At 64.6% G+C, this 25,883-nt stretch carries 22 protein-coding genes; 12 read left to right on the forward strand and 10 right to left on the reverse strand.

Annotated features, from left to right (window positions below):
• The first annotated feature begins 92 nt into the window (after window positions 1–92).
• The 5 genes from mnmE to A9K71_RS05530 all read left to right on the forward strand — a co-directional run bounded on the left by mnmE (window position 93) and on the right by A9K71_RS05530 (window position 6,058).
• On the forward strand, window positions 93–1,403 hold the full coding sequence (mnmE, locus tag A9K71_RS05510) for a tRNA uridine-5-carboxymethylaminomethyl(34) synthesis GTPase MnmE (RefSeq protein ID WP_066991495.1): 1,311 nt from the start codon (window positions 93–95) through the stop codon (window positions 1,401–1,403).
• A 378-nt stretch (window positions 1,404–1,781) separates the two neighbouring features.
• Window positions 1,782–3,656 carry a tRNA uridine-5-carboxymethylaminomethyl(34) synthesis enzyme MnmG gene (mnmG, locus tag A9K71_RS05515; protein ID WP_066991498.1) on the forward strand — a complete coding sequence of 625 codons (1,875 nt, stop codon included), beginning with the start codon at window positions 1,782–1,784 and terminating at the stop codon, window positions 3,654–3,656.
• Window positions 3,653–4,294 carry a 16S rRNA (guanine(527)-N(7))-methyltransferase RsmG gene (gene rsmG, locus A9K71_RS05520; protein WP_066991501.1) on the forward strand — a complete coding sequence of 214 codons (642 nt, stop codon included), beginning with the start codon at window positions 3,653–3,655 and terminating at the stop codon, window positions 4,292–4,294. Before mnmG ends, rsmG begins: the two co-directional genes overlap by 4 nt.
• A gap of 17 nt (window positions 4,295–4,311) precedes the next feature.
• Window positions 4,312–5,109, forward strand: a complete 798-nt coding sequence (locus A9K71_RS05525; protein WP_066991504.1) for a ParA family protein — start codon at window positions 4,312–4,314, stop codon at window positions 5,107–5,109.
• 58 nt (window positions 5,110–5,167) lie between these two features.
• Window positions 5,168–6,058, forward strand: coding sequence for a ParB/RepB/Spo0J family partition protein (locus A9K71_RS05530; RefSeq protein ID WP_066991891.1), 891 nt, complete (start codon window positions 5,168–5,170; stop codon window positions 6,056–6,058).
• Between the two features lie 187 nt (window positions 6,059–6,245).
• Here the strand turns inward: A9K71_RS05530 and holA are convergent, their stop codons facing one another.
• Window positions 6,246–7,289: a DNA polymerase III subunit delta gene (gene holA / locus A9K71_RS05535; RefSeq protein ID WP_066991507.1), complete on the reverse strand. Its 1,044-nt coding sequence runs from the start codon at window positions 7,287–7,289 to the stop codon at window positions 6,246–6,248.
• Between the two features lie 531 nt (window positions 7,290–7,820).
• Here holA and A9K71_RS05540 point away from each other — a divergent pair.
• From A9K71_RS05540 to lpdA, 4 genes are all read left to right on the forward strand, one after another.
• Window positions 7,821–9,053: a 3-methyl-2-oxobutanoate dehydrogenase (2-methylpropanoyl-transferring) subunit alpha gene (locus tag A9K71_RS05540; protein WP_066991510.1), complete on the forward strand. Its 1,233-nt coding sequence runs from the start codon at window positions 7,821–7,823 to the stop codon at window positions 9,051–9,053.
• A gap of 3 nt (window positions 9,054–9,056) precedes the next feature.
• The gene (locus tag A9K71_RS05545; protein WP_066991514.1) at window positions 9,057–10,070 is read left to right on the forward strand and encodes an alpha-ketoacid dehydrogenase subunit beta; all 1,014 of its coding nucleotides are present in this window, start codon (window positions 9,057–9,059) and stop codon (window positions 10,068–10,070) included.
• 13 nt (window positions 10,071–10,083) lie between these two features.
• Window positions 10,084–11,397: a dihydrolipoamide acetyltransferase family protein gene (locus A9K71_RS05550; RefSeq protein WP_066991517.1), complete on the forward strand. Its 1,314-nt coding sequence runs from the start codon at window positions 10,084–10,086 to the stop codon at window positions 11,395–11,397.
• 276 nt (window positions 11,398–11,673) lie between these two features.
• The gene (lpdA, locus tag A9K71_RS05555) at window positions 11,674–13,071 is read left to right on the forward strand and encodes a dihydrolipoyl dehydrogenase (protein WP_066991520.1); all 1,398 of its coding nucleotides are present in this window, start codon (window positions 11,674–11,676) and stop codon (window positions 13,069–13,071) included.
• Window positions 13,072–13,242: 171 nt separating this feature from the next.
• Here the strand turns inward: lpdA and A9K71_RS05560 are convergent, their stop codons facing one another.
• Window positions 13,243–14,346, reverse strand: a complete 1,104-nt coding sequence (locus A9K71_RS05560) for a saccharopine dehydrogenase family protein (RefSeq protein ID WP_066991523.1) — start codon at window positions 14,344–14,346, stop codon at window positions 13,243–13,245.
• A 120-nt stretch (window positions 14,347–14,466) separates the two neighbouring features.
• Between A9K71_RS05560 and A9K71_RS05565 the strand changes: the two genes are divergently transcribed.
• Window positions 14,467–14,895, forward strand: a complete 429-nt coding sequence (locus A9K71_RS05565; RefSeq protein WP_066991894.1) for an Lrp/AsnC family transcriptional regulator — start codon at window positions 14,467–14,469, stop codon at window positions 14,893–14,895.
• A gap of 129 nt (window positions 14,896–15,024) precedes the next feature.
• Here A9K71_RS05565 and A9K71_RS05570 read toward each other — a convergent pair whose 3' ends face one another.
• From A9K71_RS05570 to A9K71_RS05590, 5 genes are all read right to left on the reverse strand, one after another.
• Window positions 15,025–17,052, reverse strand: coding sequence for an aldo/keto reductase (locus A9K71_RS05570; protein WP_066991526.1), 2,028 nt, complete (start codon window positions 17,050–17,052; stop codon window positions 15,025–15,027).
• Window positions 17,053–17,107: 55 nt separating this feature from the next.
• Complete coding sequence (gene ugpC, locus A9K71_RS05575) at window positions 17,108–18,193, reverse strand: sn-glycerol-3-phosphate ABC transporter ATP-binding protein UgpC (RefSeq protein WP_066991529.1); 1,086 nt, start codon at window positions 18,191–18,193, stop codon at window positions 17,108–17,110.
• Between the two features lie 12 nt (window positions 18,194–18,205).
• Entirely contained in the window at window positions 18,206–19,042 is an 837-nt protein-coding gene (locus A9K71_RS05580; RefSeq protein WP_066991531.1) for a carbohydrate ABC transporter permease, read from the reverse strand.
• The gene (locus A9K71_RS05585; RefSeq protein WP_066991535.1) at window positions 19,039–19,899 is read right to left on the reverse strand and encodes a sugar ABC transporter permease; all 861 of its coding nucleotides are present in this window, start codon (window positions 19,897–19,899) and stop codon (window positions 19,039–19,041) included. The genes A9K71_RS05580 and A9K71_RS05585 overlap by 4 nt, the downstream gene beginning before the upstream one ends.
• Window positions 19,900–20,167: 268 nt before the next feature.
• Window positions 20,168–21,436 (reverse strand): ABC transporter substrate-binding protein, encoded by a 1,269-nt coding sequence (locus tag A9K71_RS05590; RefSeq protein ID WP_066991538.1) that lies wholly within the window; start codon window positions 21,434–21,436, stop codon window positions 20,168–20,170.
• Window positions 21,437–21,542: 106 nt separating this feature from the next.
• Here A9K71_RS05590 and A9K71_RS05595 point away from each other — a divergent pair, with 106 nt between their 5' ends.
• Window positions 21,543–22,409 carry a helix-turn-helix domain-containing protein gene (locus A9K71_RS05595; RefSeq protein ID WP_066991544.1) on the forward strand — a complete coding sequence of 289 codons (867 nt, stop codon included), beginning with the start codon at window positions 21,543–21,545 and terminating at the stop codon, window positions 22,407–22,409.
• 9 nt (window positions 22,410–22,418) lie between these two features.
• Here A9K71_RS05595 and A9K71_RS05600 read toward each other — a convergent pair whose 3' ends face one another.
• Genes A9K71_RS05600 through A9K71_RS05610 form a run of 3 tightly spaced genes read right to left on the reverse strand, consistent with a single transcriptional unit; the run spans window position 22,419 to window position 24,917 of the window.
• Window positions 22,419–23,798 (reverse strand): ATP-binding protein, encoded by a 1,380-nt coding sequence (locus A9K71_RS05600; RefSeq protein ID WP_066991547.1) that lies wholly within the window; start codon window positions 23,796–23,798, stop codon window positions 22,419–22,421.
• 4 nt (window positions 23,799–23,802) lie between these two features.
• The gene (locus A9K71_RS05605) at window positions 23,803–24,183 is read right to left on the reverse strand and encodes a YkvA family protein (RefSeq protein WP_066991550.1); all 381 of its coding nucleotides are present in this window, start codon (window positions 24,181–24,183) and stop codon (window positions 23,803–23,805) included.
• Window positions 24,184–24,239: 56 nt separating this feature from the next.
• A complete protein-coding gene (locus tag A9K71_RS05610; protein WP_066991553.1) occupies window positions 24,240–24,917 on the reverse strand; it encodes a winged helix-turn-helix domain-containing protein in 678 nt (225 codons plus the stop codon).
• A 196-nt stretch (window positions 24,918–25,113) separates the two neighbouring features.
• Here A9K71_RS05610 and A9K71_RS05615 point away from each other — a divergent pair, with 196 nt between their 5' ends.
• Window positions 25,114–25,746 (forward strand): isoprenylcysteine carboxylmethyltransferase family protein, encoded by a 633-nt coding sequence (locus A9K71_RS05615; RefSeq protein ID WP_066991556.1) that lies wholly within the window; start codon window positions 25,114–25,116, stop codon window positions 25,744–25,746.
• The last annotated feature ends 137 nt before the right edge of the window (window positions 25,747–25,883 follow it).

Consider the following 25,883-nt stretch of genomic DNA (forward strand, 5'->3'; position numbering starts at 1 on the left):
GTTGATAGGCAGGCAATTCCGGGAAAGCTGCGGCTGACGTCCGGAACGGCTCTTCAAAGAAGATACCTAGGGTGGTTCGGCAGGTCGGGCAAATGGCAACCTCGAAGGATTCCATCGTAGCGCTGTCGAGCGGTCGCCTGCCCGCCGGCATTGCCGTAATCCGCATCTCCGGTCCGAAGACTCGATTCGTGATCGAAACGATTGCCGGCGGTATTAAGGATCGCTTTGCCACGTTGCGCAAGCTGATGGCACCGGACGGTTCGGTCATCGATCACGGCCTTGTCGTGTTCTTTCCCGGACCTGGAAGCTTCACCGGCGAGGACGTTGGCGAGTTCCATGTTCACGGCAGCCGCGCCGTTGCGGCAAAAATGCTGGAAACGCTCACCGGCTTTGCGGGCGTCAGACATGCCGAGCCTGGCGAATTCACGCGGCGTGCCTTTCTCAACGGCAAGCTCAATCTGGTCGAGACCGAGGCGCTCGCGGACCTCGTCAATGCCGAGACGGAGGCGCAGCGGCGCTTTGCCGTGCGTAACGCCGAGGGCGCGCAGAGCGAGCTCTATTCGGGGTGGCGCCGGCGGCTGATCCATGCCCGGGCTATGATCGAGGCGGAAATCGACTTCGCCGACGAGGAGGATGTGCCGGGCTCGGTGTCGAAGGCGGTCTGGACCGATGTCGCGGCTATGGCCGACGAGATCGAACGCCACATTCAGGGGTTCAAGGCGGCCGAGATCATTCGCGATGGCTTCGAGGTCGTCATCCTCGGCGCGCCGAACGCCGGCAAGTCCAGTCTGTTCAACTCCCTGGCCCAACGCGAGGCGGCAATCGTCACCGACGAGCCGGGCACCACGCGCGACCTGCTGGAGGTGGTGCTGGACCTCCACGGGATGAGAGTTCGGGTCGTCGATACGGCAGGCCTGCGCGAGGCCGCCGGCAAGGTGGAGACGATCGGCATCGAACGAGCGCGTGCCAAGGCCGGTGGCGCGGACCTGGTTTTGCTGCTGGAGGACATGGTCGATCCACAGCCCGTCGGCGCGGTTCCGACAGGTGTTCCGCTCCTGAGGATCGGGACCAAAACCGATCTCATGGGAGCGCGTAGAGGGGCCTATGATTTGGCCATCTCTTCCAAGGAAGGTACCGGAATTTCGGAACTGCTGGACGAGATTTTGGGTCGCGCCGCTACCGCAGTCGGAGGGGCCGGTGATATCTTGCCGTCGAGGCTCCGCCATGTCGAGCTGCTGGAGGAGGCGAAGGATTTTCTCTTGGCGGCGCTGTCGGGGCAAAGCCTGGAGCTGCGCGCGGAAGAGTTGCGGGTGGCCACGGACCGGCTTGGGCGAATTACCGGCGCCGTCGATGTCGAAGATATGCTCGACGTCATCTTTTCCCAGTTCTGCATCGGCAAGTGATTCACGTACGCGGGGCGGCTGTGCGCTCCGGATGATTCACGTGAAACAACGGCAGGATGCGGCGGATGGTGTTTCACGTGAAACGAATCCGGGCTCAGATGCGTGGCGTGCTAGCCAAACGGCGCTGCCCCTCATTGCCTGCCTCGTAGAAGGCGAGGACGGGTGGCCACTAAAGCAACGGCGCTGATTCGCAGCGCTTGAGAAGTGAAAAATCGTCCGTGGGATAAGCGCCTTCCTTCCTTCGGGACGAGGTCGGACAGGCAGACCACTGGCACGCAGCCCAATCCCCAGCGATCACCTTCGCAACGGGGACTGCATCCTTGACAGCGGAGGCTGGCGGGGACATGTGTCAAAGCATCTCTGAAACGGATTCTTGCAATGACCAATCACTATGATGTGGTGGTGGTGGGCGGCGGCCATGCCGGATGCGAAGCGGCGGGCGCGGCTGCGCGCGTCGGCGCCAGGACGGCGCTGGTGACGCTGCGCTTCGAGACGATCGGCGTCATGTCCTGCAATCCGGCCATCGGCGGCCTCGGCAAGGGTCATCTCGTGCGCGAGATCGACGCCATGGACGGGTTGATGGGCCGCATTGCGGACGCTGCCGGCATCCAATTCCGCCTGCTGAACCGCCGCAAGGGCCCGGCGGTGCGTGGGCCGCGGACCCAGGCCGACCGCAAGCTCTATCGTCTTGCCATGCAGGCGGCGATCGGCGAGCAGGCCAATCTCGACGTGGTAGAAGGCGAAGTCCTGGACTTCGAGATCGAGAACGGTCGGGTTGCGGCCGTGCTGGTCTCCGGTGACAGGCGGCTCGCCTGCAGCGCCGTGGTGCTGACGACCGGTACATTCCTGCGAGGGCTGATCCATATCGGCGAGAAGAAGATCGTCGCCGGCCGGATGAACGAGCAGGCGAGCCATGGGCTCTCGGCGACGATGACGCGTGCCGGTTTCAAGCTCGGGCGGCTGAAGACCGGGACGCCCCCTCGCCTCGACGGCCGCACCATCGATTGGGCGTCGCTGGAAAGTCAGGCCGCGGACGATCACCCGGTGCCGTTCTCGCTGATGACAGACCGCATCGCGAACCCGCAGATCAAATGCGGTATTACTCGCACAACGCAGGCGACACATGAGTTGATTCGCCTCAATTTGAAGCGTTCGGCGATGTATTCCGGCTCGATCGAAGGCGTGGGGCCGCGCTATTGTCCATCTATCGAGGACAAGATCGTCAAGTTCGGCGATCGCGAGGGTCACCAGATCTTCCTCGAGCCGGAGGGCCTCGATGACGACACCGTCTATCCGAACGGCATCTCGACCTCGCTGCCGGAAGAGGTGCAACTCGACATGTTGAAAACGATCCCCGGGCTGAAACGGGCGACGATGCTGCAGCCGGGATACGCCATCGAGTATGACCACGTCGACCCGCGCGAGCTCAACCAGACGCTGGAGACGAAGCGCGTCGCCGGGCTGTTTTTGGCCGGGCAAATCAACGGCACCACGGGCTACGAAGAAGCCGGCGCGCAAGGCCTGCTTGCCGGCATCAACGCCGCGCGCACGGCATCTTCAAGCGAGCCGGTCGTGCTCAGCCGCACTGAAGCCTATATCGGCGTGATGATCGATGACCTCACCAGCCGCGGCATCGCCGAACCCTACCGCATGTTCACTTCGCGGGCGGAGTTCCGGCTTTCGCTGCGCGCCGACAATGCAGACGAGCGGCTGACGCCGCTGGCCGACCGCTTGGGGATCGTCTCCTCCGAGCGGATGCAACGTTTCGGCGCGATCAGTGTGGAGCTCGACGCTGCCCGCGCGCTGGCAAGGTCGATCGCCTTCACGCCGAATGAAGCCGCGCGGCATGGACTGGAGATCAACCGGGACGGCGTTCGGCGTTCCGCCTACGACCTTCTCGCCTATCCCGGCGTCGATATGGTCTGGTTGACGCGGATCGAGCCACGGTTTGGCGAACTCGACCCCAACACGGCAGAGCGGCTTGAGACCGAGGCGAAATATTCCGTCTATCTCGAGCGCCAACAGGCTGACGTGGCGCAGATCAGGCACGAGGAATCGCGGCTCATTCCGGAGACCATCGACTTCGCGGACGTGCCAGGCCTTTCCAATGAGCTGAAGCAGAAGATGAAGGCACGCCGGCCGCGCTCGATTGCCGACGCGCAGCGCATGGAAGGGATGACGCCAGCGGCACTGGCGATCATTGTCGCGCATGTTCGCAATGCCGAGCTGGCTGCACGAAGGTCGGTCGCGTGAGTGGCGATGCCTGGGCGGACCTGCAGAAGGCAGCGGGTCCGGTTTCACGTGAAACATTCGAGCGGCTGCAGGCCTTCGAGCGGCATTTTCAAAAATGGAGCCGCAGCATCAATCTGGCGGCGCCATCGACGTTAGACGACGTCTGGCGCCGCCACATCCTGGACAGCGCCCAGCTTGCGCGCATCGCGCCGACCGCACTGCGCTGGGTCGACCTCGGCTCGGGCGGTGGCTTTCCCGGATTGGTACTCGGTTTTCTGCTTGCAGAGCGGCCGGGCGCCACGATCGATCTGGTTGAAAGCAACCGCAAGAAGGCGTCGTTCCTGCAATCGGTCGTCGGCCAATTCGGCCTGCCGGCGCGCGTGCTGGCGCGACGCATCGATGATAGCTATCCACTTGTTTCTGCACCGGAAGTCGTTACCGCGCGGGCATTGACGGCGCTTCCGGACCTGCTCGATCTTGCCGCACCCTGGCTGACCAAGGGCGCGCGTTCGCTTTTTCACAAAGGCCGGGATTACCGGGCCGAAGTGGAAGAAAGCGCTCACCGCTGGACCTTCGATCTGGTAGAACATCCAAGCATGACAGACGCTCATGGCGTCATTCTGGAAATCACCGATCTGCACCCGGCGACCCCGCAATGAATCACTGGCATCGACCCATGAAAACTGGACCGCGTATCATCACCGTTGCCAACCAGAAGGGTGGCGTCGGCAAGACGACCACGGCGATCAATCTGGCGACGGCGCTGGCCGCAATCGGCGAGCGCGTGCTGATCGTCGACCTCGATCCGCAGGGCAATGCCAGCACCGGGCTCGGCATCGAACGCAAGGATCGCACCGTCTCGTCCTATGACGTGCTGACCGGCGAACTCGAGCTTGAGGCGGCCGCGGTGCCGACGGCGGTGCCGGGCTTGTCCATCGTGCCCTCAACCCTCGATCTGCTCGGCATCGAAATGGAGATCGCCTCGGCGCCAGACCGGGTGCTGCGCCTGCGCAATGCGCTGCGTGCGGCAGCCGCGCGCGCGGCACCGTTCGGTTATGTGCTGATCGACTGCCCGCCTTCGCTCAATCTTTTGACTTTGAATTCAATGGCGGCGGCCGATTCCGTTCTGGTGCCGCTGCAATGCGAGTTCTTCGCGCTGGAAGGCCTTAGCCAATTGCTCGAAACGGTCGAGCAGGTGCGCGGCACCATCAATCCGGACCTCACCATCCAAGGCATCGTGCTCACCATGTTCGATGGCCGCAACAACCTCGCCAACCAGGTGGTGCAGGATGTGCGCGCGCATATGGGCGACAAGGTCTACGAGACGATCATCCCGCGCAACGTGCGCGTTTCCGAGGCGCCTTCCTACGGCAAGCCGGCAATCCTTTACGATCTCAAATGTTCCGGCAGCCAGGCCTATCTGCAGCTTGCCTCGGAAGTGATCCGCCGCGAGCGCAAGCTGCGCGCCGCCTGAACGAGCGCAGGCCGAATTTCCCTAGCCGATTCGATTCCGAAACGATCTGGACAGAATGATGAGCGAAGACCAATCGAGAAAAAGACTGGGCCGCGGCCTGGCGGCGCTGATCGGCGAGATCGATCGTCCGGCAGCGCCCGAAAAGCCGAGCGCGGTCGCGGCGGATGGCAAGGTGCCGATCGAGTTCGTCAGTCCGAACCCGAAGAACCCGCGCCGGCATTTCGGCGACGCTGAACTCACCGACCTCGCCCAGTCGATCCGAGAGCATGGCGTGGTGCAGCCGGTGGTGGCGCGGCCTTCGCCGTTGCAGCCCGGCCGCTACGAGATCATCGCCGGCGAGCGGCGCTGGCGCGCCGCGCAGCGCGCGGGGCTGACCGAAATCCCGCTCATCGTGCGCGACGTCAACGACCGCACCGCGCTGGAGCTGGCGATCATCGAGAACGTGCAGCGCGCCGATCTCAACCCGGTCGAAGAAGCACAAGGCTATCAGCAGCTGATCGACGAGCATGGCTACACGCAGGCCGATCTCGGCCAGGTGATCGGCAAGAGCCGCAGCCATGTCGCCAACACGCTGAGGCTCCTGAAGCTGCCTGACGTCATCCGCGACATGCTGGTCGACGGCGCGTTGTCGGCCGGCCATGCCCGCACGCTGGTCACGGCCGGCGATCCGGCGGGGCTCGCCAAGCGGATCGTCGAGGAAGGGCTTTCGGTGCGCCAGGCCGAGGCGTTGGCGCAAATGCCCGCCGGACCGACACCGGCCAAAGTAAGGTCTGCGCCGAGCGCGCCGGAAAAGGATCCCGACACGCTGGCCTTGGAAAAGTTGATGACAGACACGATCGGCATGATCGTCTCGATCGAGCATAAAGCCAAGGGCGGCACGCTGCGGGTCGACTACCGGTCGCTGGATCAGCTCGACGAGTTGTGCCGGCGGCTGAAGGATGAGCGATAAGTTGCTGATTAGGTGGAATTAGCCGACTAATAAAGTTCTGGCTTAAGATTAGATCCAGGCTGATATATTGGTGATAGGCACACCAGGGCCGGCCGCTGCGCCGGCCTCTTCTTTTTTGCGGCGCCCGCGATAGGCGAAAGCCGAAGGCGCCGGCCAATCGCCTCACAAGGGGAGGTTGGCTGATCGCCTATCTCTGCGCCAATCTCGCGCTTTCCACCGCGATGCCGAGCAGCGCCTGACGGGCCAGCGCCTCCGACAGATCGGGCCGCTTGCGCGTCTGCAGCACAGCCGTCTGCAGCCGGTTCAGCGCGCGGCCGAGGGCTTCGCTGTTCCAGCGCTCGAGCGTCTTCTCCACCAGCTTGCGGCGCGAGAAGAAGACCGGTGGACGCGCTCCCGCCACGACCGAGGCGGCATTGCGGCCGCCGGATTCCATCTGGCCGCGCATTACCTGAATCGCCTGCAATTGCCGCATCGCCGAGGACAGCACCAGGAAAGGATGGCCGCCGGACGCACAATGCCGGGTGAAGGCAATGTCGAAGTCTCCGACCTTGCCGTCGAGCATCGCGTCGACCGCGCCGTCGAAGGAGGCGCCGGAGACATCGCCGGACAAGGCGTTGACGTCGTCGAGGTCGATCTCCTTCTTGCCATGGGCGTAGAGCACCAGCTTGTCGATCTCGCCGCGCGAGGCCAGACGGTCGCCGCCAAGATTGCGGCGCAGCGCCTGGCGGGCGTCGAGCGTCATCGACATGCCGGCCTTGCGCAGCTCGTCGTCGATCACCGTGTCGAGATCGCGGGCCTCGTCGGCATAGCAGGGCAAGGCGATGGCGTTGCCGGCTGCCTCGACGATGGCCCGCAGGCCAGTGCCCTTCTTCAGGTCGCCCGCCTCGATGAGGATGAGAGCATCCGGCGCCGGCTCCGCCGCCAGCGCCTTGATGTCGTCGGCCAGCGCCTTCTGGCCGCTGGCGTTGCGGACCCAAAGCAGCCGCCGGTCGGAAAACATGGGCACGGTGCGCGCCTCGTCGAGCAGACGGCCTTCGTCGCGGTCGACTTCCGCGCCATCCAGCTTGACCACTGAGAAAGGGTCGTCGAGCGGCAGCCCGGTCTTCAACGCGAAGGTCTTGGCCCGCTCGGCGACCAGGCCGCGATCGGGGCCGTAAAGCAGGACGATGGCCATGGCGGGGTCCGGCCGCGCCAGCCACGAATCGACCTCGTATCCCTTCTTCTGTGCCATGCGGGGTGAGTTAGCATGAGGCGGAGACGGAGTGAACGGAGAAGCGGCCGGCCTCTCTTCGTCAACCTCGGGCTTGACCCGAGGATCCATGCCGTGACTTTTGCCGGGGAGCGCCGGGGTGCAGAATATTCTCCAACCGCCGCAACGCGTCAACGTCGCGGCATGGATTCCAGGGTCTGCGCGCGTCGCTCCGCTCCTTGCTCCGCCCTGGAATGACGACCCTGAAGCAGAGTCTGTCACGCCCCTCTGCCCTGCCGAGCAACTCCCCAAGGGGGTGGAGATTAGCTGCGTCGGCCGGCGCGCATGCCTTGATTGTCTTTTGTGGCGGCAAACGCTCCGCAAACTTCCGCCAAATTGCGCGACGCTTGCAAACATCGACAAGAAATTTCGGCGCCATATCTGCATCTTGTCGGCCATGTGCCGCATCGGCTCGACGAGGCTGATGACCGGGAGGACGGCCGCCATCTCGCCCGATGAAATGGCGGCGCGGATGTGCAAGTATCGCACCGGCAACATTGGAGGACGAAGGTCATGGCCGATGCTGGAATGTTGCGCTTTCATGTCCCCGAGCCCGAGGTTCGGCCCGGCGGCACGCCCGACTTCTCGAATGTGACCATTCCCAAAGCGGGGTCGGTGCCGCGGCCGGAGGTCGATGTCGACCCGCGCACCATCCGCGACATGGCCTTCTCCATCATCCGCGTGCTTAACCGCGCCGGCGAAGCGGTCGGGCCATGGGCCGGGCTGCTCACCGACGAGGAGCTGCTCGAAGGCCTGCGCCATATGATGACGCTCAGGACCTTCGATGCGCGCATGCAGATGGCGCAGCGCCAAGGCAAGACCTCTTTCTACATGCAGCATCTGGGCGAAGAGGCGGTGAGCTGCGCCTTCCGCAAGGCACTCAAGCCTGGCGACATGAACTTCCCGACCTATCGGCAAGCCGGCCTGCTCATCGCCGACGGCTATCCGATGGTTGCGATGATGAACCAGATCTATTCCAACGAGGCCGATCCGCTGAAAGGCCGGCAGCTGCCGATCATGTACTCCTCGAAGGAGCACGGCTTCTTCTCGATCTCCGGCAATCTGGCGACGCAGTACATCCAGGCGGTCGGCTGGGCGATGGCCTCGGCGATCTCCAACGATTCCCGCATCGCCGCGGCCTGGATCGGCGACGGCTCGACCGCGGAGTCCGATTTCCATGCGGCGCTGGTCTTCGCCTCGACCTACAAGGCGCCGGTCGTGCTCAATGTCGTCAACAACCAGTGGGCCATCTCCACCTTCCAGGGCATTGCCCGCGGCGGCTCGGGCACTTTCGCCGCGCGCGGTCTCGGTTTCGGCATCCCGTCGCTGCGGGTCGACGGCAACGACTATCTCGCCGTCCATGCGGTAGCCAAATGGGCGATCGAGCGGGCGCGTCGCAATCTCGGGCCGACCCTGGTCGAATATGTCACCTATCGCGTCGGCGCGCATTCGAGCTCGGACGATCCGTCGGCCTACCGGCCGAAGGCGGAATCGGACGCCTGGCCGCTCGGCGACCCGATCATCCGGCTGAAGAACCATCTCATCCACAAGCAAGTCTGGACGGAACAGCGCCACATCCAGGCGGAAGCCGAGATCCTCGAAACCGTGATCGCGGCGCAGAAGGAAGCCGAAAGCCACGGCACGCTGCATGCCGGCGGCAAGCCGTCGACGCGCGACATGTTCGAAGGCGTCTATGCCGAGACGCCGCCGCATCTCAGGCGCCAACGCCAGCAGGCAGGGGTCTGATCGATGCCCAGACGCACCATGATCGAGGCGATCCGCGACGCCATGGATGTCTCGATGGCGCGCGACGAGCGCGTCATCGTCTATGGCGAGGATGTCGGCTTTTTCGGCGGCGTGTTCCGCTGCACGCAGGGCCTGCAGGCCAAATACGGCAAGAACCGCTGCTTCGATGCGCCGATCAGCGAATCCGGCATTGTCGGCTCGGCGATCGGCATGGCCGCCTATGGGCTGAGGCCCTGCGTCGAGGTGCAGTTCGCCGACTATGTCTATCCGGCTTACGACCAGATCGTCTCGGAGGCGGCGCGGCTGCGCTATCGCTCCAACAACGATTTCACCTGCCCGATCGTCGTCAGGATGCCGACCGGCGGTGGCATCTTCGGCGGCCAGACGCACAGCCAGAGCCCGGAAGCGCTGTTCACGCATGTCTCCGGCCTAAAGACAGTGGTGCCGTCCAATCCGCATGACGCCAAGGGGCTATTGATCGCCGCGATCGAGGATCCGGACCCGGTGATCTTCCTGGAACCGAAGCGGCTCTACAACGGCCCCTTCGACGGCCATCACGACAACCCTGTGACGCCTTGGTCGAAGCACGAGCTCGGCGAGGTGGCGGATGGCCATTACACCGTACCGCTCGGCAAGGCGGCGATCCGCCGGCAAGGCTCGGCGGTCACCGTGCTCGCCTACGGCACCATGGTCTATGTCGCGCAGGCCGCGGCCGCGGAAACCGGCATTGATGCCGAAATCATCGACCTCAGGACGCTCCTGCCGCTCGACCTCGACACGATCGTCGCCTCGGTGAAGAAGACCGGGCGCTGCGTCGTCGTGCATGAGGCGACGCTGACCTCCGGCTTCGGCGCCGAGCTCGCGGCGCTGGTGCAGGAGAATTGCTTCTACCATCTGGAGGCGCCGGTGGCGCGGGTCGCCGGCTGGGACACGCCCTATCCGCATGCGCAGGAGTGGGAGTATTTCCCCGGCCCCGCGCGGGTCGGGCGCGCGCTCGTCGAGACCATGGAAGCCTGAGGGAGGCCGGACGATGGGCGAATATGTCATCAAGCTTCCCGATGTCGGCGAAGGCGTCGCCGAGGCCGAGCTTGTCGAATGGCATGTCAAGATCGGCGACCTGGTGCGCGAGGATGCGGTGCTGGCGGCCGTCATGACCGACAAGGCGACGGTCGAGATCCCCTCGCCGGTCGATGGCGAGATCCTCTGGCTCGGCGCCGAGATCGGCGACACGGTGGCGATCGGCTCGCCGATCGTGCGGCTTAAAATAGCCGGCGAAGGGAATGTGAAAGCGGGCAGCGGTGCCAAGGCCGCGCCGAAGGCAGAAGCACCGGCCGACCCCGTGGAGGCAAAGCATCAACCGGTGTCGGAGGCCCCGAAAGCGGCGCCGAGGCCGGCCCAGGTCCCGGCTCAGCCTTCCGTCGCGGCACCGAAGGCTGGGCGCCTGGCGTCCGTCATCGGCGCGCCGCGCGCGGAAGGCGAAAAGCCGCTGGCTTCGCCCGCCGTCCGGCTGCGCGCCAAGGAAGCCGGCATCGATCTGCGCCAGGTTGCGGGCAGCGGCCCGGCCGGGCGCATCAGCCATGAGGACTTCGAGGCCTTCCTGGCGCGCGGCCCGCAGCTTGCGCGCGCGACCGGCCTTGCCCGCAAGGAGGGCGTCGAGGACATCAAGGTCGTCGGGCTGCGGCGCAAGATCGCCGAGAAGATGGCGCTGGCAAAGTCGCACATTCCCCATATCACCTATGTCGAGGAGGTCGACGTCACGGCGCTGGAAGAACTGCGCGCCGCGCTCAACAAAGAGAAGCGGCAAGACCGGCCGAAGCTGACGCTGCTGCCGTTCCTGATGCGGGCAATGGTCAAGGCGATCGCCGACCAGCCGAACCTCAACGCGCTGTTCGACGACGAGGCCGGCGTTATCCACCAGCACGCGGGCATCCATGTCGGCATCGCCGCCCAGACACCGACCGGGCTCGTCGTGCCGGTGGTCAAGCATGCCGAGGCCCGCGACCTCTGGGAAAGCGCGGCCGAGATCAACCGGCTTGCCGACGCGGCCAAGTCCGGCACGGCGACGCGCGATGAGCTTTCCGGCTCGACCATCACCATCACCTCGCTCGGGGCGATGGGCGGCGTGGCGACCACGCCGGTCATCAATTATCCGGAAGTGGCAATCGTCGGCGTCAACAAGATCATGGTGCGGCCGGTGTGGGACGGCACGCAGTTCATCCCGCGCAAGATGATGAACCTGTCGTCCAGCTTCGACCATCGCGTCATCGACGGCTGGGATGCCGCGGTGTTTGTGCAGCGGATCAAGACGTTGCTTGAGACGCCGGCGCTGATCTTCGTGGATTAGTCGTATGGATACGGACGACGTTGTCCCCTCGTCATCCTCGGGCTTGACCCGAGGATCCATGCCGCGACCTCGCCCGAAGGGCGCGGCGGACCAGAATTCTGGACCGTTGCAACGCCTTCACGTCACGGCATGGATCCTGGGGTCTACGCGCGTCGCTACGCTCCTTGCTCCGCCCCAGGATGACGAGATTCCAAGGATATCGGCCAATCGCCACGGTCTGCGTTCGCCAGGCCCTAACCCTCTGCCAAAATCCCCGTACTCAGCAACGAGAAGCCCATGAAAGAGATCTCCTGCAAGCTGCTCGTCATCGGCGCCGGTCCGGGCGGCTATGTCTGCGCCATCCGCGCCGGGCAACTCGGTATCGACACGGTGATCGTCGAGTTCGGCAAGCCGGGCGGCACCTGCCTCAATGTCGGCTGCATCCCGTCCAAGGCGCTCATTCACGCGGCGGAAGAGTTCGAGAAGATCGCGCACATGGCCGGCGGCAAGGGGCCGCTCGGCATCGCGGTCGCCCCGCCGACGCTCGACCTGACCAAGACGGTCGCATGGAAGGACGGCATCGTTAGCCGGCTGAACAGCGGCGTCGCTGGCCTGCTGAAGAAGGCCAAGGTCAAGACCGTGCAGGGCTGGGCGACGTTCCGTGACGGCAAGACCGTCGAGGTCGAGACCGAGACGGGAAGCCAGGTGATCCGCGCCGAGGCGGTGGTGATCGCAAGCGGCTCGGTGCCGGCCGAACTGCCGTTCCTGCCCTTCGGCGGCCCGGTCATCTCGTCGACCGAAGCGCTGGCGCTGAGCGAGGTGCCGGACAAGCTCGCCGTCGTCGGCGGCGGCTATATCGGGCTCGAGCTCGGCATGGCCTTCGCCAAGATGGGCGCCAAGGTCGCCGTGGTCGAAGCCCTGCCGCGCGTGCTTGCGCAATATGATGCCGAGCTGACGCGGCCGGTGCTGAAGCGGCTCGGCGAGCTCGGCATCGAGGTGATGCTGGGTGCCAAGGCCAAGGGGCTGTCGACCAAGGGCGATGCGCTGCTGGTCGAGACGGCAGATGGCAAGAACGCCAAGATCACCGCCGACAGGGTCCTGGTGACGGTGGGGCGCAAGCCGCTCACCGAGGGCTGGGGGCTGGAGCAGATCGACCTCGACATGGTCGGAAGATTCATCCGCATCGACGACCAGTGCCGCACCTCGATGCGGGGCATCTACGCTATCGGCGATGTCACCGGAGAGCCGATGCTGGCGCACCGGGCGATGGCGCAGGGCGAGATGGTGGCCGAGATCGTCGCCGGCCACAAACGAGGCTGGGACAAGCGCGCGATCCCGGCGATCTGCTTCACCGATCCCGAGCTGGTCACCGCCGGCCTGTCGCCGGACGAGGCGAAGGCGCTCGCCGGCGAGATCAAGATCGGACATTTTCCGTTCGCAGCCAACGGCCGCGCCATGACCAAGCAAGGCGAGGATGGGTTCGTGCGCATCGTCGCCCGCGCGGACAATCATCTGGTGCTGGGCATCCAGGCGGTCGGGCAGGGCGTTTCGGAACTGGCCGCGGCCTTTGGCTTGGCGCTCGAAATGGGCGCGCGGCTTGAAGACATCGCCGGCACCATTCATGCGCATCCGACCCAGGGCGAGGGCTTCCAGGAAGCGGCGCTGAAGGCGCTCGGGCACGCGCTGCATGTTTAGAGGGAGCGTGATCTCCCCTCTTGAGGGGGAGATGGCCGACAGGCCAGAGGGGGTCGCCGCGCGTGAAGCGCCGACTTCCCTCTTTGGCTTTTACATGCGCTGCACTGGCTGAGAGGACCCCCTCTGTCGCCTTCGGCGACGTCTCCCCCTCAAGGGGGGAGATCACACAGCTCAGCCCGCCAGGCGGCTCGCCGTCTCGTGCTGGGCGTAGGCTCGGCCGAAGCGATTGGCCAGAAATGCGTCGAGCGCGATGTCTTCCTGCCGGACGAAACCTTTCGCCGGCAGCGTGCCGTCGGCCAGCATGTCGAGCACGGCGCAGATGCCGGAGGCGGTGGTGATCTGGATGGCGCTGCGAACGACGTTGCCGACGCGGTGCGAATAGATCTTGTTGGCGTAGGTCTCCTGCAGCAGGCGGCCATTGCGGCGGCCCGAGACGGTGACGAAGACGATGACGACATCCTGCAGCGTCGCCGGCAGGGCGCTCTCGAAAATGTCCTTCAGCACGTCGCGGCGGTGGCGCAGCCCGAGGTCGTTGAGCAGCGCCTTCATGATCGCGGCATGGCCGGGATAGCGGATGGTGCGGTAGTTCAGGGTCCGCACCTTGCCCTTCAGCGTCTCGGCCAGAGTGCCGAGACCGCCGGAGGTATTGAAAGCCTCATAAGTGACGCCGTCGAGCGAGAATTCCTCGCGCTCCTCCAGCGGCGGCACCTCGACCAGCTCGCCCTCGACGATCGCCTCGCAAGGCTCGCAATATTCGTTGATGACGCCGTCGGTGCTCCAGGTGAGATTGTAGTTCAACGCATTCGACGGATATTGCGGCAGCGCGCCGACGCGCATGCGCACGCTTTCGAGCGTGTCGAAGCGGCTGGCCAGATCGTTGGCGACGATCGAGATGAAGCCCGGCGCCAGGCCGCATTGCGGGATGAAGGCGCTCTTGCCTTCACGGGCCAGTTCCTTGACCCGGCGGGTGCTGGCGACGTCCTCGGTGAGGTCGAGATAATGCACGCCCGCCTTCGCCGCAGCCTCCGCGATGCGGGTGGTGAGGTGGAAGGGCGCGGCGCTCAGCACAGCGAATTTGCCGGCAAGCGCTGCCTCAAGCGCTCCGGGCAGGGCGATGTCGAGTTCCTTGCTCTCGACGCCGGCCGGCAATTCGGCTGCGGCGAGCTGGGCCGCCGAACGGTCGACCACCGTGACGCGGTAGTCGCCCGTGGTGGTAAGCATTTCAGCGATGGTCGAGCCGATCTTGCCGGCACCGACGACAACAATGTTTTTCATGACGATACCCCTGCCAGTTCGAGTTGGCAGGAATCATCGCAGCTTGCCTGTCGAAAGGAAGCTCGGAATCTGGCAAAGTGAAGCTGAACATAGTGCAATTTGCCGAAGGGTTTCGTCGAAATGATCAGTGAAGCTGAACAGGCCCTGCTGACGCTGCTGCGCGCCAACGCGCGCGCCTCCACCGCCGAGCTGGCGAGAAAGCTCGGCGTGTCGCGCACCACGGTGCAGAGCCGGATCGAGCGGCTGGAGCAGCGCGGCATCATCGCAGGCTACGGCGTCAGGCTGTCGCCCGACTATGAGCAGGGTCTGGTCAAGGCGCATGTGCTGCTCACCGTCACGCCGAAACTCGCCGACAAGGTGGTGCGTAGCCTGGAGGCAATGCCGCCGGTCCGGACGGTGCATTCGGTGAGCGGCAATTTCGACATGATCGTCATCGTCGACGCGCCGTCGATCCGGGATCTCGACGCGCTGCTCGACCAGATCGGGGCAATGGAGGGAGTGGAGCGGACGTCGTCGTCGATTATTTTGTCGACGCGGGTTGATCGCTGAGGGCAGCGAAACTGGTGATCTCCCCCCAAGCGGGGGAGATGGCCGGCAGGCCAGAGGAGGTCGCCTCGCGGAGCGCCAACTCCATCTGCCGCAGCAGGCCGAGCCCAGTCGGACCGACCCCCTCTGGCGCTACGCCCTCCGTCTCTCCGGCCCGTTGTCCAGCCACTCCAGATCGTCCGGCGACAGCGCAATATCCAGCGCCTTGAGGCTGTCCTCCAGCTCATCCAGCGTGCGCGGGCCGATCAGGGGAACGGACGGGAAGGGCTGCGCCAGGACATAGGCGAGCGCGACATGGATCGGGCTTTTGCCGAGCCTGCTTGCAAGTTCGATGGCGCGGTCGCGGCGGCCGAAGTTCTTTTCCGAGTACCAGACCCGCACCAGCTCTTCATTGTCGGTGCGGTCGCGACCAGCGCGGTCGGTGAAGAAGCCGCGGCCCTGGCTCGACCAGGCGAAGTTGGGCATCTGCCGCGCCGTCAGCCAAGCTTTCCAATCGTCGGTGGAAGAGGTGATGCAGCCGGCCCAGATCGGCTCCAGCATCTCGGCCAGCGAAAAATTGTTGGAAAGCGCGCCGGGCTTCTGCTTGCCGGTGCGTTCGGCATAGGCGATCGCCGCGTCCATACGCTCCATCGTCCAGTTGGAGCCGCCGAACAGGCCGCGGATGCGGCCGGCCTTGACCTCGCGGTCCATGGCATCGACGAACTCGCCGACCGGCACGTCCGGATTGTCGCGATGCATGAAATAAATGTCGACATGGTCGGTCTGCAGCCGGTCGAGCGACTGGGCAAGCTGCTTGCCGATCACGTCGGGGTAGCAGAGCGGCGTGTGCGCGCCCTTGGCGATGATGACCGACTGCTGGCGCACGCCGCGATTGCTCAGCCATTGCCCAAGCAGCGTCTCGGTGTAGCCGGCGCCATAGACGAAGCCGGTGTCGAACAGGTTGCCGCCAGCTTCGAAATAAGCGTCGAGCAGGATCGAGCCCGAGGAGAAGGTGCGGAAATCCTCGAAGCCGAGCGCCAGGCGCGAGACGGGCTTCGATAGGCCCGGGATCGCGCGTTTGCCGATGGCTGTGCCGTTGGGGCCGAGCGGCCGGCCGGAGACGGTGTTGACGCGCTTAGCCGGCTTTTCGATCTCGTATTCCAGCCCAACGGCGGCGCGCCATTTGTCGAGAACGCGCAACGTGCCCAGGCTGTCGGCCCAGCCCATGCCCGGCCAGGCGAATTCGTGGCGGCCGGCCAGGATCGCCTCGCCGGCGGCGTCAACCTCGAAGGAATAGAGGTGGCGGGTCTCGTTGACACTGATCACCTCGCGCGTGCCGCCGGACCGGATCAGTTCGATCCGGCCCGGTCCGACATCGCGGTTGCCACCGGCGAACCAGAAGTCGGGCACCTCGATTTGGCCGTTGGTGCCGAAAATGCGCAGGACATTGTCCTGGTTGAGCGAGATGCTGCACGAGACCTCGGCGACGATGCCGCCGGGGAAATGGAGCAGCGCCGAGGCCCATTCATCGACGCCGGACTGGCCGAGATGGGCCGCACCGACGACCTTGTCCGGCTCGAGGAAAGGTTTTCCCGCCGCGGCGCCGGCAATCAGCCGCGCCATCGAGACCGGATAGCCGCCGACGTCGAGGATGCCGCCGCCGGCCAGCTCGTTGGCGTAGAGCCGGTGCTCGGGCATGAAGCCCGGCATGGCGAAGCCGAAGCACGACTTGATCATGCGGACCTCGCCGATGGCGCCCGATTTGATCAGCTCGACCAGCTGCAGCGTCTGCGGATGCAGCCGGTACATGAAAGCTTCGCCCAGGAAGGTGCCCGCTTTTCGCGCCGCATGCATCATGGCGTCGGCCTCGAAGGCGGTGAGCGCCAGCGGCTTTTCGCACAGCACATGCTTGCCGGCCTCTGCCGCCTTGATCGCCCATTCGGCATGGCCAGGATGCGGGATCGAAATATAGACCGCATCGACGTCCTCGTCGGCAAGCAGCGCGTCATAGCCATCGAGGATGCGCGCGCCCGGAAACGTCTCGGCAAGACCCGGCTTGCCGGGGTCGCGGGCGCCGAGCGCGACCAGTTCGCCGGTGCGCGACTGCGCCAGGCCGCCGGCAAAGGATTTGGCGATGCTGCCGGGTCCGAGAATGCCCCAGCGAATTTTTCCCAAAGTCATGTCGAATTCTCCATGCGGTCGCCGCCACGCCTTCGCGATCGGGCAGAAAGGAAAGTCAGCGAATCCTGGCGCCTGTCTTGTCGAAGAGCAGCGAGCGCTCGGCCTTGATCGAGACGGTGAAGTGGTCGCTGCCGGCGCGCTGGCGCCTGGCCTCGCGCTCGATGATCAGCTCCTCCGGCCCGGCATCGGCGTAGACATAGCTGACCGAGCCCAGATGCTCGGCGACGTCGGCCTTCACCGGAATGTCGCAGTCGCCCTCGCCGGCCTCGAAGAAATGCTCCGGCCTGACGCCGAGCACGACTTCCGCGCCGGGCGCCGGCAAGGGGCCGCAGAGCGGCTTGCGCAGCCTGGCGCCGCCATGATTGACGAGCTCGATGGTCGCGGCGCTGTTGGACAAATCGACGACCTTCGCCGCGATGAAATTCATTTTCGGGGAACCGATGAAGCCGGCGACGAAACGGTTGGCCGGATCGTCGTAAAGGTCGAGCGGGGCGCCGATCTGCTCGACATTGCCGGCCTTGAGCACGACGATGCGGTCGGCGAGCGTCATCGCCTCGGTCTGGTCGTGCGTCACATAGATCATGGTGACACCGAGCTCCTTGTGCAGGCGCGAGATCTCGACACGCATCTGCACCCGCAGCTCGGCGTCGAGATTCGAAAGCGGCTCGTCGAACAGGAACACCTGCGGCTCGCGCACGATGGCGCGGCCGATGGCGACGCGCTGGCGCTGGCCGCCGGACAATTGCTTCGGCCGGCGCTGCATCAGCTCGTCTATGCAAAGGATTTCGGCGGCGCGCTTGACCCGCCGTTCGGTGTCGGCCTTCGGATTGCCGTTCATGCGCAGGCCGAAGCTTAGATTCTGCTCCACCGTCATGTGCGGATAGAGCGCGTAAGACTGGAACACCATGGCGATGCCGCGGTCGGCCGGCTCGACATCGTTCACCACCTTGCCGCCGATGGCGATCTCGCCGCCGCTGATGTCCTCCAGTCCGGCGACCATGCGAAGAAGCGTGGACTTGCCGCATCCCGACGGGCCGACGAAGACGACGAACTCGCCATCGGCAATGTCGATATTGGCGCCATGGACGACCTCGAAGGTGCCGAAACGCTTGACGACATTGGTGAGGGTGACGGCCGCCATCTCGTTCCTATCCTATTTGACCGCGCCGGCGGCGATGCCGGCGATGAAATGGCGCTGCAGCAGCACGAAGACGATCAGCATCGGCACGGTCAGCATGACGGCGCCGGCCATGATGCCGCCCCAGGACACTTTGGTCAGGCCGATCAGGGTGCCGAGCGCCACCGGCGCCGTCATCGCGCCGGGCTGGCTGTTGATCAAAAGCGGCCAGAGATAGTTATTCCACGAGGCGAGGAAGAGAATGATGGCGAGGGCCGCCAGCATCGGCCGCGCCAAAGGCAGCGCCACGAACAGAAAGATGCGCCATTCCTTCACGCCTTCGACCCTCGCCACGTCGAACAGCTCGGCCGGCATCATCGAAAAGGCCTGGCGCATGAAGAGCACGCCGAGCGAATTGAACAGCGGCGGCACGATCAGCGCGATCCAGGTGTTGGCGAGCTGGAAGTCGCGCGCCACCATGATGAATTGCGGGATCAGCACCACGGCGTAGGGAAGCGTGATGGTGCCGAAGATGATCGCCACCACCACGCCCTTGCCGAGGAAGTCGTAGCGCGCCAGCGCCCAGCCCGCCATCGAGGTGAGCAGCACCGAAAGAAACGTGTAGGTCACCGCCACCGAGACCGAGATGCCGATCGCGCCGACGAAATTGGTGTCGCGCTGCAGATTGTTGAAATTGTCGAGGAAGCTGTCATGCGGCAGAATCTCGATGCCGGGGCTGAAGATGCCGTTGTCGGGCATGGTGGAGAACACCACCATCATCCACAGCGGGAACAGCCAGATCAGCGCCAGCGGCGTCAGGACGAGATGCAGCAGGATGCTGCGTCCGAGTCGCCTTTGCGAGCGCGAGGTCATTTCGGCTCCCTCGTCAGCCAGAGCTGAACCAGCGTGATGGCGATGGCGAGGCCCGCCATGGTGTAGGCGATGGCCGAGGCATAGCCGAAATTGAGCGAGCGGAAGCCCTGGCGGTAAAGCAGAAGGCCAAGAGTTTCGGTGCCGCCGCCCGGCCCGCCGCGTTCGGTGATCAGGAAGGGTTCGGTGAAGAGCTGCATCGTGCCGATGATCGACAGCACGGCGCAAAAGACGATGACCGGCTTCAGCAGCGGCAGGGTGATGTAGAAGAACTGCTTCAGCTTGCTGACGCGGTCGAGCGTCGCCGCCTCGTAGACGTCATCGGGAATGGATTGCAGGCCGGCAAGAATGATGATGGCGTTATAGCCGGCCCAGCGCCAGGTCACCGCGATCATGATCAGCGCCATGGCCGGCGTGACGTTGGAGAACCAGTCGATCTTCTCCAGGCCGACGCTGTTCAACAGCTTGTTGACGATGCCGAAATCGAGGCTGAACATCAGCCGGAACACCGCCGAATAGGCGACCTCGCCGACCACGACCGGGGCGAAGAACGCAAACCGATAGAGGCCGCGCGCCTTGAGCAGCGGCGAATTCAAAAGCACCGCCATCACGACCGCCAGCGAGATCATCACCGGCACCTGGATGACGAGAATCAGCAGCGTGTTCTTCAGCGCGTTGAAAAAGGCGGGGTCGCCGATCAGGCGGCCCCAGTTGAAGGCCGGCGCGAAGCGCCACGGCACGGTGCGGGTTGCCTGGAAGGAGATCAGGAAGGAGCTGATGATCGGCCAGATCCAGAAGATGGCGAAGATCAGGAGATAAGGCGTGAGGAAGCGATACGCGGTGGCGTTGCGGTAGCGCATCGTGTTCCTCCTCCTTCCAGTTTCGGGTCGCGCCTTCCTAGCGGGCGCGGTGTTGATCATGTGTGTTGAATTGCTGGAGCAGTGCCAATGGTCGATGCAGGCGCTGCCCTGTCTTGCCTTCTCCCCTGTGGGAGAAGGTGGCCGCGAAGCGGCCGGATGAGGGGTGTTCCAGCTTGGCGACGACGGGGATCCGTCCAACACCCCTCATCCGTCTTGGCGCTACGCGCCAATCCACCTTCTCCCACAAGGGGAGAAGGAAAAGCGACGCTCACTTGACCGGCAGGCCCGTCGCAGAGGCGATCTGGCTGGCGGCGTCGTCGAGCGCGGCCTTGGCATCGGGATAGCCGCCGGCAAGATACTTGGTCTGCACGGCTCGCACGATGATCTCAGCATCGCTCTGGAACTGCGTGCCGCGGCTCGGCACGACCTTCGGCAGCGTGGCGAGGATATCCTTCCAGACCGCCTGGCCGCCCCAATAGGGCTGGCCCTGCGCGACGTAAGGATCGTCGAGCGCGGAAATCAGCGACGGCACCAGGCCGAAATCCTTCAGCATGGTGATCTGGCCTTCATTGGTCTCCAGCGTGTATTTCAGGTAGGCATAGGCCGCTTCCTTGTTCTTGCTGGCCGAGGTGATGGCCAAAGAGGAGCCGCCGAGATTGGCGGCGCGCGGGCCGTCGGCGGTCAGGCTCGGCATCAGGTAGACGCCCCATTTGCCGCTTTCCTTCGGCGATTCGGTGCGTATCGTGCCCTCATACCAGCCGCCATAGACCTGGGTGGCGACCGTGCCGGCGGTGTTGTTGGTGATCTTGGTCGACCAGTCGGCCGACGAAACGATGCCGGCGTCCTTCATTTCCTTGACCTTGGTCATGGCGTCGACGCATTTCGGCTGGTTGACCGTGATCGACTGGCCGTCCTCGGCGAAATAGGCGCATCCCTGCTCGTTGGAGATCATGCGGAAGAATTCGGTATCGCCGTTGAAGTCGGCGTTGGTCATTATGACGCCGGGGTTGGCGGCCTGGATCTTCTTGCCGGCGGCGATGAAATCATCCCAGGTCTTGATCGATGCGGGGTCGACACCGGCCTTCTCGTAGAAGTCGCGGCGGTAGAAGACGGCGACCGGGCCGGAATCCCAGGGCATGGCATAGGCCTTGTCGCCGACTTCGAGCTCAGTGCGCTTGAAATCGGGGAATTTCTTCTGGTCTTCCGCGCTGTAGCCCAGCGTGTGCAGGTCGACGAAGCAGTCCGGGAACTGGCTCCAATAGTTCTCGGCCTCGCCGTTCTCGATCGAGACGATGTCGGGCAGGCCGACGCCACCGGCGGCGCAGCCGGCGATCGACTTGTCATAGGTCGGCTGGTTGCCGAGGTCCTGAACGGTGACCTTGATGTCGGGGTACTTCTTGTTGAAGCCCTCGACGGTGGCCTTCAGCGACGAAGCGGCGATGTTCCAGCTCCAGATCGTGAGTTCGCCGGATTGCGCCAAAGCGGGGCCGGAGCCCAGGGCAAGCAAAAGCGCGGCGCAGGTCAGTGTGGTGCGCATTGAAATCCTCCCATTTCGTTTGCTCTCTCACCGTGAGCCTGGCTAGATTATGCGGCGCGGAAGGCTTGTCCCCGACAAAGGGAATAAGAAATTGGCGGAAAGTAAGATGCCGGAGCGTCCGTTCTACCAGCCAGGCGCGAGCAGCGTCGAAGGCCTGCCGCTGGCCTTGCAGATGTTCCACAACCAGCCGTTGGTGATGCTGAAGCCGCATTGGCACGCCCAGGTCGAGGTCAACTTCATCGTGCGCGGTAGCGTGCATTACCGCATGGCCGAGCATGAGATCGCGCTCTCTGCCGGCGACATGTGCCTGTTCTGGGGCGGGCTGCCGCACCAGATGGATGATCTCACCGATGACGCCATCTATGCCGGCGCGCATCTGCCGCTGGTGCATTTCTTCAGGCTGCATCTGCCGGCCGATGTCCGGCATCGGCTGATGGCGGGCGCGACGCTGGTGACGAATGCCACCGACCAGTCCGACAACGACAATTTCAAGCGCTGGAACGAGTATGCGCGCTCGGGCGATGCGGCCAAGGCCGAACACGCCGTCAACGAGCTGCTCTTGCGGTTGGAGCGGGTGCGCTTCGAGCCGTACCGGCTGGTGCCGGCAACCGCGTCCGGCCACGGGGCCGGCAGCGCCTTCGACCAGCAGTCCTCGCGCAATGTCGGGCGCATGTGCGATTTCATCGCCGAGAATTTCCTCTACGACATCGACTGCGTGAACATCGCGGCGGCGGCCGACATCCATCCGAAATACGCCATGAGCCTGTTCAAGAAATCGACCGGCATGACGCTCAACGAATATGTCAATCTGCTGCGGCTGAGCTACGCGCAGGCGCTTTTGATGCATGAGGGCGCCAATGTGCTGAAGGTCGCCATGGACTCGGGCTTCGGCTCGCTCAGCGCCTTCAACAAGTCGTTCCGCAAGCTTGCCGGCATGTCGCCCTCCGACTTCCGCAGGGCGGGCGTGCGCTGAACCCACCCGTCAGGCGGCGGGCTCCGTCACCGCAGGGAAGTCGACGATGACGGCGAGCCCTGGATGATTGTCCTCCAGCGTGATCGACGCGCCATGCAGGTCGGCGACCGCCTTGACGAGGCTCAAGCCGAGGCCGCTGCCCGGCGTCGTGCGGCTGGAATCCAGCCGGTAGAGCCGCTGAAAGACCTTTTCGCGCTCGCCGGGTGGAATGCCGGGCCCATCGTCGCGGACATGGACGAGGACGCGCTCGCCCTGCCTTGTCACCGACAGCTCGATCGCCGTGCCCGGCGGACAGTGCCTGAGCGCGTTCTCGACCAGGTTGGCGAGCATCTGCATCAGCAGGTCGCGGTCGCCGTGAATGTACCATTTCGTCTCCGGAACGAGCGTCGTCGACAACGATTTTCCGTCGTCCTCGGCGACGTCGGCATAGACCTCGCCGATGGTGTCGACGACACTGCCGACGTCGAGATCGACGAAGCGCGCCTTGCGCGCGCCGGCCTCAATCTGGGCGATGCGCAGCAGCGCATTGAAGGTGTCGTTGATCTGCCGGCTTTCGCTGCGCGCGTCGGCCAGCTCGGCCGAAACGGTCTCGCCGGAGGCGGTCTTGTCGGCAGCCTGCTCCAGGATCATCTGCAGGCGGTTGAGCGGCGTCTTCAGGTCGTGCGCGATGTTGGCGCTCACCTCCCGCATGCCGTCGACCAGGGCCGACAAGCGGTCGAGCGCTGCGTTCACCTGGATGGACACGGCGTCGATGTCGTCGCCATTGCCGGTCAACGGGATGCGCGCGTCGAGCCGTCCGTGCGAGACGTCGACCATGGTGGCGGCAATGCCGTCGAGCCGCCGCTGGACGCGCGAGGCGAGCAGGGCGCCGCCGGCAATGGCGAGCCCGGTGATGAACAGCGTGCCCCAGCCGAAGCTCATCAGCACGATGGTCTTCAGCTCGTCCGTCTCGGCAAGCGAGAAGGCGACCGTCAGATTGTTGCCGCCGACCTCGCCGGTATAGGCGCGGTACATCGTGTCGGGCGGCACACCCGGCAATCTGGCGGCGAACATCGAGAAACCGTCGGGCAGGCCGGAGGCGGTGAAATTGCCTGCCAGACGGTTGCCGGCGGGGTCGGTCAGCGAGAAAAGCTGGTCCTTGTCGGGGCTGAGGTCGGCGTTGTTGTTGACCGAGGTGACAAGATCTTCCTTGTCGTTGGCGGCATAGGTCAGGGCAACGACCGAATAGGTCTCCTTGATGGACTTATCGAGACGTCTCGCCAGATCGGCGCTCATCAGCTGGTAGACGACCGCCCCGGACAGGATGAAGGCGAGCACGAACAGGAAGGCAAAGGTCAGTGCCAGGCGGAACGGCGTGCTGCGCAGCAGGCTTGGGCGTGCGTCCTTCATCGTTTCAGGCGGGGTTCGGCCAGAACAGCCATAGCAGGGCCAGGGCCGCCACGATCCAGACGGCAATCATGAAGATCAGACCGGCCAGGCTGACCGGCCTGGTGCTGCGCGTGGCGGTGTCGCGGAATTCCCGCATGAGCCCGGCCGGAACCAGCTTTACCGCAAGCAGGATGCCGAGCGGAACGATCACAAGATCGTCCAGATAGCCGATGATCGGAATGAAATCCGGAATGAGGTCGACGGGGCTCAGCGCATAGGCCGCGACCGCGCCGGCCACGACCTTCGCGTACCACGGGACGCGTGGATCGCGGGCGGCAAGCCAGAGCGCCACGACGTCGCGCTTCATGCGAAGCGCCCATTGCCTTGCGGAGTCCAGCATCGCCATGTCGCCTATATACGGAGAGCCGGCTGGAGGCGCGAGATGCGATCAGGCATGGATCGTCAACCCTGCGCGTGCAGGCTGTAGCCGGTGTTGCGCACGGTATGGATGAGCGGCACGTCGAACGGCCTGTCGACCTTGGCCCTGAGCCGGCTGATATGGGTCTCGACGACGCTGGTCTTGGGGTCGAAATGGAAGTCCCAGACGCGCTCCAGAAGCATGGTGCGGGTAATCACCCGGCCCTCGCCGCGCATCAGCACTTCGAGCAGGCTGAACTCCCGGGGCTGCAGGTCTATGGTCCTGCCCTGCCTGGTCACGCGCCGCATGATCAGGTCCATTTCGAGGTCGGCGACGCGAAGGCTGGTCTTCTGCTCCTGCGCCGCCGGCCTCCGGCCGAGCGCGTTGATGCGGGCAAGCAGTTCGGAAAAGGCGAAGGGCTTGACCAGATAGTCGTCGCCGCCGGCCTCCAGCCCTTCCACCCGGTCGTCGACGCCGCCGATCGAGGTCAGGAATATGGCCGGCGTCTTGATGCCCGCCGCTCGCACCGCCTTGATCATCGACAGGCCGTCGAGACCGGGAACCATACGGTCGGCCACGATGACGTCATAGGCATTGCGGGTTGCCGCGGCGAGCGCTTCATGGCCATTGCGCAGGAGATCGCAGGCGTGCCCGGCCTCGCTCAGTCCCCTGACGATGTAGTCGGCAGTCCTTGGGTCATCCTCAACCAGCAGCAGTCGCATCTTGGCCTATCGTCCGGTGTCGAGTTCAAGCGGCACGGTAGCATCGGCGAGGCCCCATTCCCACAAGCCGGACTTACGCAGGCCTGTCCGGGTCCTTACAAATTCGTAAGAATGATCGAAAATAATGGGAAGACCTCGCCGCCGGGCGCGAGAAAGGTTAGGGGAGCGCTGGCCCGGCCGGAGTGACTCAAATCGAATGGCTTACACATCGCTCAAGTCAGCGCCAAAGGCCTTCGACCAGCACAAGCGCCTGATCGTCGTCCAGGTCGCCGCCGTGACGGCCATCGCCCTGCTGCTGTTTGCCAAGCCGTTCCTCAGCGAGGGCTCGAGCGGACACGAGCTGATGGAGACGGCCGGCTTCGGCTTCGTGCTCGTCTGCTTTCTCGGCCGGCTGTGGAGCATTCTTTATGTCGGCGGCAGGAAGAACGACGAGCTGGTCGTCTCCGGTCCGTTCTCGATGAGCCGCAATCCGCTCTATTTCTTCTCGATCATCGGAGCGGTCGGTATCGGACTGATGTTCGGATCGGTGCTGGCCGCCGCGATGCTTGGTCTTGCAAGCTTCCTCGTCTTCCGGTTCACCGCCGGCCGGGAGGCCGAGTTCCTGTCCGGCAAGTTCGGCGCCGCCTACACGGCCTATGCCGAGCGGACGCCGCGTTTCTGGCCGAATCCGATGCTCTACCGCGACGAGGAGGAATGGATCTTTTCCACCAGCGCGCTGAAAAGCACGTTCCGGGACGGTTTATATTTTCTGGCGTTCTTTCCGCTTATCGAGGCGGTCGAGCATTTTCGTATGATCGGCATGCTGCCGACCTTGTTCACAATTTACTGATTGCGATTGGGCATTTCGCTGACCGATCTAAAAAGCCCGGCGATTGCACCCAAAAGAAGTCAGGGGCAACGCCTTGAGTCCGAGCTGGCGAAGCATATACCTCTTTATGAGTTGGGGGCTGCGTGATGGACGTTCGC

The organism is Mesorhizobium sp. WSM3873, from assembly GCF_001672445.1.
Taxonomy (GTDB): Bacteria; Pseudomonadota; Alphaproteobacteria; order Rhizobiales; family Rhizobiaceae; genus Mesorhizobium.